General features: G+C 68.0%; 11 protein-coding genes. 4 read left to right on the forward strand and 7 right to left on the reverse strand.

Annotation, left to right across the window (positions count from 1 at the left end; translation table 11 throughout):
* Positions 1 to 10: 10 nt before the first annotated feature.
* The 5 genes from QA861_RS15165 to QA861_RS15185 all read right to left on the reverse strand — a co-directional run bounded on the left by QA861_RS15165 (position 11) and on the right by QA861_RS15185 (position 8705).
* Positions 11 to 952, reverse strand: coding sequence for an ABC transporter permease (locus QA861_RS15165; RefSeq protein ID WP_334588850.1), 942 nt, complete (start codon positions 950 to 952; stop codon positions 11 to 13).
* A complete protein-coding gene (locus QA861_RS15170) occupies positions 945 to 1877 on the reverse strand; it encodes an ABC transporter permease (RefSeq protein WP_334588851.1) in 933 nt (310 codons plus the stop codon). The genes QA861_RS15165 and QA861_RS15170 overlap by 8 nt, the downstream gene beginning before the upstream one ends.
* A 147-nt stretch (positions 1878 to 2024) precedes the next feature.
* Positions 2025 to 3659 (reverse strand): peptide ABC transporter substrate-binding protein, encoded by a 1635-nt coding sequence (locus QA861_RS15175; protein WP_334588852.1) that lies wholly within the window; start codon positions 3657 to 3659, stop codon positions 2025 to 2027.
* 711 nt (positions 3660 to 4370) lie between these two features.
* Positions 4371 to 6278, reverse strand: a complete 1908-nt coding sequence (gene typA, locus QA861_RS15180; protein ID WP_334588853.1) for a translational GTPase TypA — start codon at positions 6276 to 6278, stop codon at positions 4371 to 4373.
* 147 nt (positions 6279 to 6425) lie between these two features.
* Entirely contained in the window at positions 6426 to 8705 is a 2280-nt protein-coding gene (locus QA861_RS15185; RefSeq protein WP_334588854.1) for an ABC transporter family substrate-binding protein, read from the reverse strand.
* A 284-nt stretch (positions 8706 to 8989) separates the two neighbouring features.
* Between QA861_RS15185 and QA861_RS15190 the strand changes: the two genes are divergently transcribed.
* Genes QA861_RS15190 through QA861_RS15205 form a run of 4 tightly spaced genes read left to right on the forward strand, consistent with a single transcriptional unit; the run spans position 8990 to position 12886 of the window.
* Positions 8990 to 9280, forward strand: coding sequence for an Rv0250c family protein (locus tag QA861_RS15190; protein ID WP_334588855.1), 291 nt, complete (start codon positions 8990 to 8992; stop codon positions 9278 to 9280).
* Between the two features lie 20 nt (positions 9281 to 9300).
* A complete protein-coding gene (sdhC, locus tag QA861_RS15195; protein ID WP_334588856.1) occupies positions 9301 to 10137 on the forward strand; it encodes a succinate dehydrogenase subunit SdhC in 837 nt (278 codons plus the stop codon).
* 20 nt (positions 10138 to 10157) lie between these two features.
* Positions 10158 to 12098: a fumarate reductase/succinate dehydrogenase flavoprotein subunit gene (locus QA861_RS15200; RefSeq protein ID WP_334588857.1), complete on the forward strand. Its 1941-nt coding sequence runs from the start codon at positions 10158 to 10160 to the stop codon at positions 12096 to 12098.
* Positions 12095 to 12886, forward strand: coding sequence for a succinate dehydrogenase/fumarate reductase iron-sulfur subunit (locus QA861_RS15205; protein ID WP_334588858.1), 792 nt, complete (start codon positions 12095 to 12097; stop codon positions 12884 to 12886). The genes QA861_RS15200 and QA861_RS15205 overlap by 4 nt, the downstream gene beginning before the upstream one ends.
* Here the strand turns inward: QA861_RS15205 and QA861_RS15210 are convergent.
* Positions 12861 to 13853 carry a phosphotransferase family protein gene (locus QA861_RS15210; protein WP_334588859.1) on the reverse strand — a complete coding sequence of 331 codons (993 nt, stop codon included), beginning with the start codon at positions 13851 to 13853 and terminating at the stop codon, positions 12861 to 12863. The genes QA861_RS15205 and QA861_RS15210 overlap by 26 nt on opposite strands.
* Complete coding sequence (locus QA861_RS15215) at positions 13850 to 14158, reverse strand: hypothetical protein (RefSeq protein ID WP_334588860.1); 309 nt, start codon at positions 14156 to 14158, stop codon at positions 13850 to 13852. The genes QA861_RS15210 and QA861_RS15215 overlap by 4 nt, the downstream gene beginning before the upstream one ends.
* Positions 14159 to 14226: the final 68 nt, after the last annotated feature.

A 14226-nucleotide genomic window follows, 5' to 3' on the forward strand; every position in this document is an offset into this window, starting at 1 on the left:
TACGCCTCCCTCAGCGTGTCTTCGGGTCAAGGGCGTTGCGGACCGCTTCGCCGAGCATGATGAACGCCAGCACCGTGATGGTGAGCATGATCGACGGGTAGAGCATGATCCACTGGGCCACCCGGATCTGGGAGCCGCCGTCGGAGATGTCGTTGCCCCACGAGACGCCGTTGAGGCCGAGACCCAGGAACGACAGGGTAGCCTCCGCGCCGATGTAGACGCCGAGCGAGATGGTCGCGACGACGATCACCGGGGCCAGGGTGTTCGGCAGGATGTGCCGGAACAGGATGCGCGGGGTGCTCGCACCCAGCGCCTTCGCCGCCTGGACGTAGTCGGACTGCTTGGTGGTGATCACCGCACCGCGCATGACGCGGGCCAGCTGGGTCCAGCCGAAGAAGCCCAGGGCGCCCATGACGACCCAGATCGTCCGGTTCTGGAAGGAGTTGAGGACGACCATGGTACCCAGCAGGAACGGGATACCGAAGAACACGTCCACGAGGCGCGACAGGACCGAGTCGACGATCCCGCCGAAGTAACCGGCGATCATGCCGATCAGGCCGCCCGTGACGGTCACGATGAGCGTGGTGCCGAAGCCGACCGCGATGGAGGCACGGGCACCGTGGATGAGCCGGGCGTAGACGCTGCGGCCCTGCTGGTCGTAGCCCAGCCATTCGGCCGAGAAGACCTTTCCGAGCTGCGGCTTCTGCAGGTAGTGCTTGGCCAGATCGCCGTAGGCCGGGTTGGCGCTGGTGAACAGGCCGGGGAAGAACGTGATCGTCAGCAGCAGCAGGATCAGCACCGACGAGACGATGAAGACCTTGTTGCGCCGCAGGTCCTGCCAGGCGTCGCCCCACAGACTGCGGGCCTTCTCGGCCTCGACCGGTTGCGGGGCGCGGTCGGCCGCGTTGACGTCGTCGGGCGCGGCGACATCGGTTTTGGTCAGGTCAGGCATAGCGAATCCTCGGGTCAAGGACCGCGTAAAGCAGGTCGACAAGGAGGCTGGCAACGAGGTACACGAGCACGAGGATGGTGACCAGGCCCACCAGGGTGGTGCCTTCCCGGCGGATGATCGACTGGTAGATCGTGCCGCCGATGCCCTGGATGTTGAAGATGCCCTCGGTGATGACGGCACCGCCGAGCAGGCCGCCGATGTCCGTGCCCAGGTAGGTGACCACGGGGATCATCGAGTTGCGCATCAGGTGGACGGTCACCACCCGGCGCCGGGGCAGGCCCTTCGCGATCGCCGTACGGACGTAGTCGGCACGCATGTTCTCCGCGATCGACGTTCGGGTCAGCCGGGACACATAGGCGAGCGACGCCGTGGCCAGGACTATGGCCGGCATCAGCAACTGACCGTAGTTCGTGGGGTCGTTGACGTTCGGTTCCAGCAACTGGAGTTCGTCTGCGAAGATCCACTTGAGGAGGAAGCCGAGGACGAACACCGGGACCGAGATCAGCAGCAGCGTGATCAGCAGCACCGCGGTGTCGGCGGCGCGCCCGGCGTGCAGGCCGGCGAATACTCCGAGGCTGACCCCGATGACGATCTCAATGGCGAAGGCGAAACCACCCAGGCGCAGGGTCACCGGGAAGGCGTCGCCGAGCACGTCGGTGACGGGGCGTCCGCTGGCGATCTGCGTGCCGAAGTCGGCGTGCAGGATGATGCCCTTCATGTAATTGAAGTACTGCACAAAGATGTTCTGATCCAGGCCGTACTCGTGCCGCAGCGCGGCGATCACCTGAGGGCTGCCGCCCTTGTCGCCGAACAGCCCTTGGACCGGGTCACCGGGCAGCGCGTAGACCATCAGAAAGATCAGCAGGGTCGTCCCGAAGAACACCGGGATCATCTGGAGCAGTCGTCGTGCGACGTAGCGCCCCATCGTGCCTCCAAAAAAAGTCACAGCGGGCAAGCAGGCGGGCCCTTTCCACGCACACCGCCTGGCGGTGCGCGTGGAAAGGGCCCCCCGGCCGCTGCCGCTGCTGTCCGGGACTCGTTGTGGGCGCCCCGGACAACGGGCTGTCTGCGGTTACTTCTTCTTGACCTGGACGCCGGTCAGGATGGGGTCGCCGTCCTGGCCGAACTGGACGCCCGAGACCTTCTCCGAGTAGCCCGCGTTGATCTTGTAGTACCAGAGCGGAATGCTCGGCATGTAGTTCGGGAGCTGCTTCTCGATCTCCTGGTACTTCTTCACGGACTCGTCCAGCGTGGGAGCGCTGTCGGCGGCGGCGATCGACGCGTCGAGCGTCTTGTTGGAGAAGCCGCTCTGGTTACCGTCCGACTTGGTGCCGAACAGGTCCCGGATGAAGTTGGCGTTCATCGGGAAGTCCAGCACCCAGCCCGAGCGGTAGAAGGACTTGACTTCCTTCGCCTTACGGGCCTGGAGGTCGGCCTGGAAGTCGGCCTTCGAGTCGCCGGAGCACTTGACACCGGTGGCGTTGGTGATCGAGTTGCAGACCGCCTCCACCCACTCCTTGTGACCGCCGTCGGCGTTGAACTGGATGGTGATGGCGTTGCCCGGAACGCCGCCACCCTCCTTGATGAGCGCCTTGGCCGCAGCCGGGTCGTACTTGGTGACGTCACCCGCGGCGTCCGGCTCGTAGCCGAGAACGCCCTTCGCCACCCAGCCGGTGGCGGGCTCACGGGTGCCCTGGAGCACGGTCTTGGTGATGGTGTCGCGGTCGATCGCCCTCGACAGGCCCTGGATGACCTTCGGGTTGATGTCCTTGAACTGCTTCGAGTAGAAGGCCGGCGCGATGCTCTGGATCGCCGAGTAGGCCTGGTCCACAGCGCGGTCGCCGAGGTCCTGCTTGTAGACCGGCAGGTCCTTCGGCGCGACCTGGGTGATGACGTCCAGGTTGCCGGACTTCAGGTCCTCGTACGCCGTCTCGGGGGTGGAGTAGTTCTTGAAGACCACGCCACCGTTCTTCGCCGCGTTCGAACCCTTGTAGTCGGCGTTCTTGGCGACCGTGATCGCCTTCTTGTGGTCCCAGCTGACGAACTTGTACGGGCCGTTACCGATCGGCTTCTCGCCGGCCGCCTTGGGGTCCGCGTAGAACGACTCGGGAAGCGGGGAGAAGACCTGGTACCCGAGCTTGTAGACGAAGTACGGAATCGCCTTGGTCAGCTCGATGGTGAAGGTGGTGTCGTCGACGACCTTAAGGCCGGACAGCTCCTTGGCCTTGGGGGCACCCGACTCGGGGGCGACCTGGTCGTAGCCCTTGATGTCCGAGAACCAGAAGCTGTTGGTCTGCTTGTTGGCCGGGGCCGCGGCCCAGTTCCAGGCCTTGACGTAGGACTCGGCGGTGACCGGGGTGCCGTCGTGGAACTTCCAGCCGGACTTGAGCTTGACCGTGAAGGTCTTGCTGTCCTTGGTGTCCACCGACTCGGCGTTCATGTAGACGATCTTGCCGCTCGAGTCGTAGTCCACCAGGCCGGTGAACAACGAGTTGATCACGATGCTGCCGTAGGACTCCATGGTGTTGGCCGGCTGCAGCGGGTTCTCCGGCTCACCGGACTCGACCGTGAACGTACCGTTCGGGTCGATCGCGGCCTTGTTGCCACCGTCACTGCCGCCGTCACCGCTGCCACCGCCGCAGGCCGTCGCACTCAGTGCCACAACCGCAGCTATCGCGACCCACTTGGCGCTTCTGGCACCGCGCATGGGTTCCTCCTCATGAGTCCATTGGTTCACCGCAAAAAAAGAGAGCAGACGACACACCACCGCCACCGTTGCCGGTACCGAGAAAGCCAATGCCCCCCACGCTCGCGAGTCGACACAGTTCGCTGTGCGTGACCCGTGGTCCGAGCTCTACGCGCCTAACTATCTGCCATGCGCCATATCCGAACCACACCCACAAGGTCTCGGTTCGATCACACCTGGCACGTACTTCTTCCAAAATCCGGACAAACAGTTTGCCGAAAGATCCCTGCGAAACGGACTTGTTACACATCTATCGGAAACGAGTGTCCGCATTCCGGACATGGTTGAGCGGAAAAAGAGTTGCGTACGCCATAGCCGCCGTGTGTACGTCCCCAAGCTGCGCCCTCAGGCTTCGGACGCGGGGAGTGACATCGCCCGGCGCGTCAGCAGCCCGCGGCCGCGACAGGGTCTGTCGGGGGCCGCGGCCCCACAAGTCCTCCCCCGGTGGACGGACGGCGGCACAGCGGGCACACAGAAACGTGTTCCATGCCCACCGGTTGGCCTCCTCCAGCAGCAGGGTAGTGCGGGCACCGCGTGCAGGAGGGCACACCGCTTCGATTGAAGGGTTTTCCCCCTGTGCCCGCCTCTACGACGGCACCGGGCACCCCCACCGTGAAGCGGGTGTACCCGGTGCGTTCGATGAGGGCCCGGCATCAGCGGTGCCCGATGGTGCTAGCCGTGCTTGGCGCGGCTCGCGGTGCGACCGCGCTCCTTCTGGTCCAGCACGACCTTGCGGATACGCACGGCCTCCGGAGTCACCTCGACGCACTCGTCGTCGCGGCAGAACTCCAGGGACTGCTCCAGGGAGAGCTTGCGCGGCGGCACGATCGCCTCGAACGAGTCGGCGGCGGCCGAGCGCATGTTGGTGAGCTTCTTCTCCTTGGTGATGTTCACGTCCATGTCGTCGGCGCGCGAGTTCTCGCCGACGATCATGCCCTCGTACACCTCGGTGCCGGGGTCGGTGAACAGCACACCGCGCTCCTGGAGGTTCGTCATCGCGAAGGCGGTCACGGCGCCCGCGCGGTCGGCGACCAGCGAACCGTTGTTACGGGTCTTCAGCTCGCCGAACCACGGCTCGTGGCCCTCGTGGATGGAGTGCGCGATGCCCGTGCCGCGCGTACCGGTCAGGAACTCCGTACGGAAGCCGATGAGGCCGCGGGAGGGGACGACGAACTCCAGACGGACCCAGCCGGAGCCGTGGTTCGACATGTTGTCCATCCGGCCCTTGCGGACGCCCATGAGCTGCGTGACCGCACCCATGTGCTCCTCGGGCACGTCGATCGTCATGCGTTCGACGGGCTCGTGGACCTTGCCGTCGATCACCTGGGTGACGACCTGCGGCTTGCCGATGGTCAGCTCGAAGCCCTCGCGGCGCATCTGCTCGACCAGGATGGCGAGCGCGAGCTCACCACGGCCCTGGACCTCCCACGCGTCCGGGCGCTCGGTGTCGAGCACGCGGAGCGAGACGTTGCCGACCAGCTCACGGTCCAGACGGTCCTTGACCTGACGGGCCGTGACCTTGCGGTCCTTGACCGCGGCCTTGGCGTCCGCGCCCTTGCCGGTGGCGCCGCGACCGACCATCGGCGAGGTGTTCGTACCGATGGTCATGGAGATCGCCGGCTCGTCGACCGTGATGAGCGGCAGCGCGATCGGGTTCTCGGGGTCGGCGAGGGTCTCACCGATCATGATGTCCGGGATACCGGCGACCGCACAGATGTCACCCGGGCCGGCCATCTCGGCGGGCTTGCGGGTGAGCGCCTCGGTCATCAGCAGCTCGGTGATGCGCACGTTGGACATCGTGCCGTCACGCTTGATCCAGGTGACGGTCTGGCCCTTGCGCAGCTCGCCCTGCTCGACGCGGAGCAGCGCGATACGGCCGAGGAAGTTGTCGGCGTCCAGGTTCGTCACGTGCGCCTGGAGGGGCGCCTCCGTGTCGAACTCCGGAGCCGGGACGTGCGAGAGGATCGTGGAGAAGAACGGCTCCAGGCTGTCGCTGTCGGCCGGGACGGTACCGTTCTCCGGCTTGGTTAGCGAGGCCACACCGGCACGCGCACACGCGTAGACGATGGGGAACTCGATCTGCTCCTCGTCCGCGTCCAGGTCCAGGAAGAGGTCGTACGTCTCGTTGACGACCTCGTCGATCCTGGAGTCCGGGCGGTCCGTCTTGTTGATGCACAGGATGACCGGCAGGCGCTGCTGGAGCGCCTTGCGCAGGACGAACCGGGTCTGCGGCAACGGCCCTTCGGAGGCGTCGACGAGCAGGACCACGGCGTCCACCATCGACAGACCGCGCTCGACCTCACCGCCGAAGTCGGCGTGGCCAGGGGTGTCGATGATGTTGATGGTGATGACGTCCCCCCCGCTCTTCGGGTGGTATTTCACCGCCGTGTTCTTGGCGAGGATCGTGATGCCCTTTTCACGTTCCAGGTCGTTCGAGTCCATCATGCGGTCGTCGAGCGACTCGGCGGCGTGCGCGGCGAAGGCACCGGCCTGCTTCAGCATGGCGTCGACCAGGGTCGTCTTCCCGTGGTCGACGTGGGCGACGATGGCGACGTTGCGGATGTCGTGGCGCGTGGCCATATTGCGGCGTACTCCCGGCTTGAGTGGATGGCCTGCGCGTACATCTGTGTTACGCGGACCCTGCCGGGCTGAACATGCCACGGCCTTACCCCATGGTACGGGCCCGGCGCGGTAGGGGCTCGCCGGGCCGTCCGGGTGAGGCGACCGTCACGGTCGGGGCGAGGCCTTGCTGCCGGGGGTCACGCCCTTCTTCAGGAAGCCCATGTCCTCGTAGAGGGGGGTCTGGAAACCGAAGGCTCCCACGTTGGCGACGTTCTTCCGCACGGCCGTGAGCTGGGGTCGCTGGAAGAGCGGGATGGAACCGCCGGCCGCCCAGATCCGGGCGTCGGCCTTCCGCACCAGCGAGGCCGACCTGCCCTCGTCCAGGGTGGTGAGGGCCTTGTCGAAGAGTTGGTCCACCTGGTCGGTGCCGACGCGGGTGTAGTTCTGCTCGACGTTGAGCGACCCGTCGGCCGCGGGCACCGGCTTGGCGTAGATGGGCCGCGCGTCGGTGGCGGGGAAAGCGGACGCGGGCCACGAGTACAGCGCCAGGTCGTACTGGCCGCTGGCGATGTGATCCTTGAAGTAGCTGTCGTCGGACACCTTGGTGACGGCGGTACGGATACCGACCCGGTCCAGCATCCGCGCGATCCGGTCGCCCACGGCCCGCAGTGTGGCGGACCCCGGCCCCGAGGGCAGCACGAACCGCAGGGTCAGCGGCTTGCCGTCCTTGGCGAGCGCCCCGGCGGCCCCGGCGGGAGCGGGCGTGCCCTTGGGCGCGTAGGCGCCGGGCGCACCACCCTGCTCGGGGTGCTTCCGCAGCGACTGCTTACCGTCCTGGGCGAGATTTCTCTTCCCCGCGCTGTCCTGGTGCCCCTGGTGCCCCTGCGGGTCCTGGTGGTTCTCACGGACGGGCTCGCCGTACGGCTTGTCGTCGTCGCCGAGGACATAGGTCCCGTCGTCGGTGCCACTGTCCTTGCCGTCCTCCTGGGAAGCCTTGGTCGTGGGCTTGGCCTCTGGCTTGGCGGACTGGGTGCCGGCCTTCTTGCCCTCTCCCCCGGCGACCTTCTCGCCGTCCTTCTTCTTCGGTTTCCCGAGCGGGCCGCCCTGCACCCACCCCGCGTCGGCGAGCAGCGCCTCGGCCTCGTCGGTGTCCTGGCCGCCGAGCGCGCCGCTGTTGTCGGCGTAGGCGGCCTGTCCGGAGAGCGCGAGATGACTGCCGACCGGTACGGCGGGCAGCCCCAGCGGTTTGAGTACGAGGCCGACGAGCGCCTCACGGTCCAGCGCACGGGCGACGGCCCGACGGACCCGCTCGTCGGCGAGGGGACCGTCGGCGCCGTTGAGGGCGAGCTGCGTGTAGGCCGGTTCGAGGGACTTGCGCACCTCGAACGCGCTGAGCGACCGCTGCTGCTCGGCGTACTCGGTGACCGCGTCCCGCTGCTTGCGCCGGGCGCTGTTCTCCGCGCCGGCGGCCTCGTCGTCGGAACCGTGCGCGAGGGCCCAGGAACGCAGGGCGCGGGCCGGGGTGAGCGCGGCGCCGGGGCCCTGGAGGGGGGTGGACTTTCCGCGTGCGGCGAGCGTGATGCGCTCGGCCTCGGCGGCATCGATCTCGGCCACGTCCACCTTGCCCCCGGCGAGCGCCTCGGTGCGCTTGTCGCGCGGTACGGCGTGCAGCACGATCCCGTCGAGCCGGGGAGTACGCCCCCACCAGCGCGGGTTGCGGACGAGGACGACATCGCCCTCCGCCTTGGCGACCTTCTTGAGGTTGAACGGCCCGGCGGTGACCTTGAGCTTGCGCCGCGCTCCGTCGTTGAAGGAGTCCGGGGTCCCCATGACCTCCTTGGGGTACAGGGGCGAGAACAGCGACTTCCAGTCGGCGTAGGGCCGGCTGAAAGTGACCTTGACCTCAAGGTCGTTCGCGCCGCGCTGCACCTTCTCGATGCGGTCGTACCCGGCGTTGCGGGCGGTCCAGTACGCCGAGTCCTTGCCGGACAGGGCACGCCACTGGGCGGCGAAGTCGGCGGCGCCGATCTCCCGGCCGTCGCTCCAGACCGCCTGCTGGTGCAGCTTGTAGAGGACGACCTGCTTGGGCTCGGTCTCGACGACCTTGGCGGACTCCAGGAAGTCCGCGTTGCGCTTGACCCGCCCGTTCGCGTCGAGCCGGTACATCGACGGCAGCACGGCCTCCGCGACACGGGTGGTCGTCGCGTCGGCGTCCGCCTGGAAGGTGTTGAGCGTCTCCGGTACGGAGTCCACGGCCCAGCGCAGTGTGCCGCCGTCGGCGAGCTGGGCGCGATCCGCGGGGGCGATGTCCTGCCCGGCGAGCGGCTTGCTCTCTTCGTCCGGGTCACCGCTGCACGCGGTGAGCAGGGGCACGGCGAGTACGCCGGCGGTGAGGAAGGCGACCGAGCGCGTGACCGCGCGCAGTCCGACGCCATGGTGGGACATCTCTGCTTACCTCCGGGAGCCGCGGGCGTTATGATCACTTTTGGTGGGATATGGAGCTGATCGCATGTATCCGGCCACTGAAGAGGAAAGGGTTCGGCAACCGGCGGCGACACGGCGGCAACGGCCGGGAAGCCCACCCGTGCGGCGCAGCGCACCACGGGATGCACCGATGCGCCTCGGCCAATCGGTGCACATCCCTTCCCACCGACAGGTGTGACGCGCAACACTCGCAGGCGCATGAACGTTGCCGTCCAAGGCCCCGGCCTACGAAGTGAGGTCACGTCATGTCCGTGAACGACGAACTGACATCCATCCAGCGCAGCCTCGACGACCTGTTGCGCTCAATGGGCCGCCTGGAACAGCAGATCGGCAAGGGCAGCCTGGAACTGCGTCGCCTCCGCAGCGACGCCAACCATCTGCGCGAAAGCCTCGCGCTGCTCCGCGAGGCCGCCCCTGGGCTCGCGGAATCCCGACGCCCCGACCTCGTGTCGATCTCCGACACCCCGTACGACAACTCGCTGTGGACGGACTCGGACGACGAAGGACTCGGCGCCCGCGACCGGCACGCCCCCTGAGAATCCGACCGGAGCTCTCCTTGGCCACTGGTACCGAACCACCGGACACGGACCCCCAGCAGAAGGGCGGCGGCGTACGGACCCCTACACGCGCCGCCATCGACGCCCCGCATCTGCGGACCGACCGCTGGTGGCTGGCGCCCGCCGCCACCGCCGCCGGTCTGCTGGCGTTCATCGTGTACTCGACCTGGCGGGCGTTCGCGAACGCCGACTACTACGCGGCCCCGTACGTCTCGCCGTTCTACTCGCCCTGTCTGGCGGACAACTGCGCCCCCATGCGGCACGGCCCCAACGCCGACCTGTTCGGCAGCTGGTGGGGCATCTCCCCGGCGATCATCATCCTGATCTTCCCGCTGGGCTTCCGTCTGACCTGCTACTACTACCGGAAGGCCTACTACCGCGGCTTCTGGGCGTCCCCGCCCGCCTGCGCGGTGGCCGAGCCGCACAAGAAGTACACGGGTGAGACGCGCTTCCCGCTCGTCCTGCAGAACATCCACCGCTACTTCTTCTACGCGGCGCTGCTGGTCGCCTGCATCCTCACCTACGACACGGCGCTCTCCTTCCGTGACGAGCACTACGAGTGGGGCCACATGGGCCTCGGCAGCCTGGTCTTCCTGCTCAACATCACGCTGATCTGGGCGTACACGCTCTCCTGCCACTCCTGCCGGCACATCGTCGGCGGCAAGCTGAAGCACTTCTCCAAGCATCCCGTGCGGTACCGCGCCTGGCAGTGGGTCGGGAAACTCAACGCCCGCCACATGCAGCTCGCCTGGGCGTCGCTGGTGAGCGTGGCGCTGGCCGACTTCTACGTGTACCTGGTCGCTTCCGGCGCTTTCGACGATCCGACCTTCTTCTAGAGAAAAGGGAACAGCTTCTGATGTCCGTGGTCGACCGCCAGGAGTGGGACGTTGTCGTGGTCGGCGCCGGTGGCGCCGGACTGCGCGCCGCCATCGAGGCACGCGAGCGTGGCGCCCGTACGGCGGTGATCTGCAAGTCGCTGTTCGGCAAGGCGCACACGGTGATGGCCGAGGGCGGGATCGCCGCCGCCATGGGCAACGTCAACTCGGGTGACAACTGGCAGGTCCACTTCCGCGACACCATGCGCGGCGGCAAGTTCCTCAACCAGTGGCGGATGGCGGAGCTGCACGCTCAGGAGGCCCCCGACCGGGTCTGGGAACTTGAGACCTGGGGCGCCCTCTTCGACCGCACCCGCGACGGCCGGATCTCCCAGCGCAACTTCGGCGGCCACGAGTACCCGCGTCTCGCCCACGTCGGCGACCGCACCGGACTCGAACTCATCCGCACCCTCCAGCAGAAGATCGTCTCCCTCCAGCAGCAGGACAAGAAGGAGACCGGCGACTACGAGTCCCGGCTGAAGGTCTTCCAGGAGTGCACGGTCACCCGCGTCCTCAAGAACGGTGACGCCGTCTCCGGTGTCTTCGCCTACGAGCGTGAGTCGGGCCGTTTCTTCACCCTCGAAGCCCCGTCCGTCGTGATCGCGACCGGCGGGATCGGCAAGTCCTTCAAGGTGACGTCGAACTCGTGGGAGTACACCGGCGACGGCCACGCGCTGGCGCTGCTCGCCGGGGCACCGCTGCTCAACATGGAGTTCGTGCAGTTCCACCCGACGGGCATGGTCTGGCCGCCGTCGGTCAAAGGCATCCTCGTCACGGAATCCGTCCGCGGCGACGGCGGTGTGCTGCGCAACTCCGACGGAAAACGCTTCATGTTCGACTACATCCCGGACGTCTTCAAGGAGAAGTACGCCCAGTCGGAGGCCGAGGGCGACCGCTGGTACGAGGACCCGGACAACAACCGCCGGCCGCCCGAACTGCTCCCCCGGGACGAGGTGGCCCGCGCCATCAACTCCGAGGTCAAGGCGGGCCGGGGCTCCCCGCACGGCGGTGTCTTCCTGGACGTCTCGACCCGGATGCCCGCGGAGGTGATCCGGCGCCGGCTGCCGTCCATGTACCACCAGTTCAAGGAGCTGGCGGACGTCGACATCACCGCCGAGGCGATGGAGGTCGGGCCCACCTGCCACTACGTGATGGGCGGTATCGCTGTCGATTCTGACACCGCCGCCGCACGCGGCGTACCAGGCCTCTTCGCCGCCGGCGAGGTCGCGGGCGGCATGCACGGCTCCAACCGGCTCGGCGGCAACTCCCTCTCCGACCTGCTGGTGTTCGGCCGCCGTGCGGGCCTGCACGCCGCCGAGTACGCGAACTCGGCCGGCGCCCGCTCCCCCGTGGACGACGACCAGATCGACACGGCCGCGGCGGAGGCCCTGCGCCCCTTCTCGGCGGAGGAACCGACCCCCGGCGGGGAGAACAGCCGCCCGGCGGAGAACCCGTACACCCTCCACCAGGAGCTCCAGCAGACCATGAACGACCTGGTCGGCATCATCCGCCGCGAGGGCGAGATGGAGCAGGCGCTGGAGAAGCTGGCCGAGCTGCGGGTACGAGCCCACCGCGCCGGAGTCGAGGGGCACCGCCAGTTCAACCCGGGCTGGCATCTCGCCCTGGACCTGCGGAACATGCTGCTGGTCAGCGAGTGCGTGGCGCTGGCGGCGCTGGAGCGCACCGAGTCGCGGGGCGGCCACACCCGTGAGGACCATCCGGTGATGGACCGTGGGTGGCGCAACGTGAACCTGCTGTGCCGACTCTCCGACCCTGCCGGTGGGTTGGCGGCGACCGACCCGGCGAGCGGCCTGATCGCCCTCACCCGCGAGACCACCGACCCCGTCCGCCCCGACCTGCTCGCCCTCTTCGAGAAAGAGGAGCTGGTCAAGTACCTCACCGACGAGGAGCTGTACGAGTGAGCAGCAGCGTGAGCAGCAGCTACGAGGCCCGTTTCAAGGTCTGGCGCGGTGATGTGAAGGGCGGCGGGCTGAAGGACTTCGCCGTCGAGGTGAACGACGGTGAGGTCGTCCTCGACATCATCCACCGGCTCCAGGCGACCCAGGCCCCGGACCTCGCCGTCCGCTGGAACTGCAAGGCGGGCAAGTGCGGTTCGTGTTCGGCGGAGATCAACGGGCGTCCCCGGCTGCTGTGCATGACCCGGATGTCGGTGTTCACCCGCGAGGAGACGATCACGGTGACTCCCCTGCGGGCCTTCCCCGTTGTCCGGGACCTCGTCACCGACGTCGGGTTCAACTACGCCAAGGCCCGCGAGGTGCCGGCCTTCGTGCCGCCGGAGGGAGTGGGCCCCGGCGAGTACCGGATGATGCAGGAGGACGTGGACCGGTCGCAGGAGTTCCGCAAGTGCATCGAGTGCTTCCTGTGCCAGGACACCTGCCATGTGGTCCGCGACCACGAGGAGAACAAGCCCGCGTTCGCCGGACCCCGCTTCCTGATGCGCGTCGCGGAGCTGGACATGCACCCCCTGGACGCGGCGGCGGAGTCGGGCCTGGACCGTAAGCGCACCGCCCAGGAAGAACACGGCCTCGGCTACTGCAACATCACCAAGTGCTGCAGCGAGGTGTGCCCGGAGGGCATCCACATCACGGACAACGCGCTGATCCCCCTGAAGGAACGGGCGGTCGACCGCAAGTACGACCCGCTGGTGTGGCTGGGCTCGAAGATCAGGAGACGGTCGGAAAGCTCATGACCTGTTCGAGGCTGTGCTCGGCGATCCCGCGCATGAAGGCGGGGTCCGGGAACGCGCCGACGTCGAGCAGTCGCAGCGGGCCGGTGGCCAGGGAGAGGTGCATGGCGAGCCGGTAGAGGCGGAGGCGGTTCGGGTCGAGGTCCGGGGCGGCCAGGCTCTCGTACAGCGTCCCGAACCGCTGGCGCAGGAACACGTGCTCCCACTCGGCGTCGAAGTACAGCAGGCCCTCGATGTCGATGAGCGCCGGTTCGCCGTCCGGGGTCACCAGGACGTGGTCCGGGCCGAGTTCGCCGTGGATGAGGGACAGCGGGCCGGTCCGGGGGCGGATTTCGGCTGCCAGGTGCCGTACCAGCGGGGCGGCTCGCGGCTGCCGTACGACGAGGTCGTCGAGGTCGTGCAGGGCGCGGTCCGTGATGATCCGCTCGCACGAACTCCCGTGGGACACCCCGCCCTTGTCGACGAGGCCGACCTTGCCGAGACGGGGCCCGGTGGCGCTGTGCAGCGCGCCGAGCAGGTCACCGAGGCGGTCCAGGACCTCGGCGCCGGTCTCCGGATCGCGTTCGAGGAGCACCTCCAGGTTGCCGCCGCCCGGGTGTCCCCGCACGTCCTCGACGACCGCCGCGTCCGCCGGGAGATGGGTGTGCGCGGGGTCGGCGTACAGGAGGCGCGGGGTGCGGACACCGACGGCCGCGAGGCGGTCGTGGCACGCCGTGAACAGGTCGAGACCGGTGGCGTGGGCGAGGGGGTCGCGGTGGTCGATCGGACCGGCGTCCCACAGGTCCTCGTCCGGCGACCAGACGTACGCGATCACCGTCGTGCCGTCGTCGAGGGCGAGCCGGTAGACCCCCTTCTTGCTGCCACCGCGCACCCGGGTGACCCCGGTCAGGAGACGGTTTCGGCCGAGGGCGGCGCGGGCGAGGGGGGTGAGGTCGGTGGCGGTGAGCTCTCTGCGGGTTGTGCCGCTCATGCGTCGAGGCGGGGGCGCGCGGAACGCGACTGGAGGTAGGCGCCCGCCGTCATCATCAGCACGCCGATGATTCCCATGGCCCCGTGGAGGACACGGGTGCCGCCGAACGCGTCCAATGCCCCCCACGACATGAGCAGGAACATGCCCGTGCCGAAGGACATCGATCCGTAGCCCCACAGCTCGGGGCGCACAGTGCGGTACCGCAGCCATGGCAGCAGCCAGGCGGTCCTGACCGCAACCGCACCGATCACCACCAGGCCGGCCATCAGCAGCCCGGCCGTTCCCAGCAGATACGAGTCAAACATCCCCCGCCCCCTTCGAACACGCCTACGGGGACCCTACCCACTCCTCCTCTCCCGCCACCCCTGCCCCA

The organism is Streptomyces sp. B21-083, from assembly GCF_036898825.1.
GTDB lineage: Bacteria > Actinomycetota > Actinomycetes > Streptomycetales > Streptomycetaceae > Streptomyces.

Bases quoted from the DNA above. Each gene is read 5' to 3' on its own strand.
- QA861_RS15165 (WP_334588850.1), bottom strand. From the start codon at position 952: ATGCCTGACCTGACCAAAACCGATGTCGCCGCGCCCGACGACGTCAAC.
- QA861_RS15170 (WP_334588851.1), bottom strand. From the start codon at position 1,877: ATGGGGCGCTACGTCGCACGACGACTGCTCCAGATGATCCCGGTGTTC.
- QA861_RS15175 (WP_334588852.1), bottom strand. From the start codon at position 3,659: ATGCGCGGTGCCAGAAGCGCCAAGTGGGTCGCGATAGCTGCGGTTGTG.
- typA (WP_334588853.1), bottom strand. From the start codon at position 6,278: ATGGCCACGCGCCACGACATCCGCAACGTCGCCATCGTCGCCCACGTC.
- QA861_RS15185 (WP_334588854.1), bottom strand. From the start codon at position 8,705: ATGTCCCACCATGGCGTCGGACTGCGCGCGGTCACGCGCTCGGTCGCC.
- QA861_RS15190 (WP_334588855.1), top strand. From the start codon at position 8,990: ATGTCCGTGAACGACGAACTGACATCCATCCAGCGCAGCCTCGACGAC.
- QA861_RS15200 (WP_334588857.1), top strand. From the start codon at position 10,158: ATGTCCGTGGTCGACCGCCAGGAGTGGGACGTTGTCGTGGTCGGCGCC.
- QA861_RS15210 (WP_334588859.1), bottom strand. From the start codon at position 13,853: ATGAGCGGCACAACCCGCAGAGAGCTCACCGCCACCGACCTCACCCCC.
- QA861_RS15215 (WP_334588860.1), bottom strand. From the start codon at position 14,158: ATGTTTGACTCGTATCTGCTGGGAACGGCCGGGCTGCTGATGGCCGGC.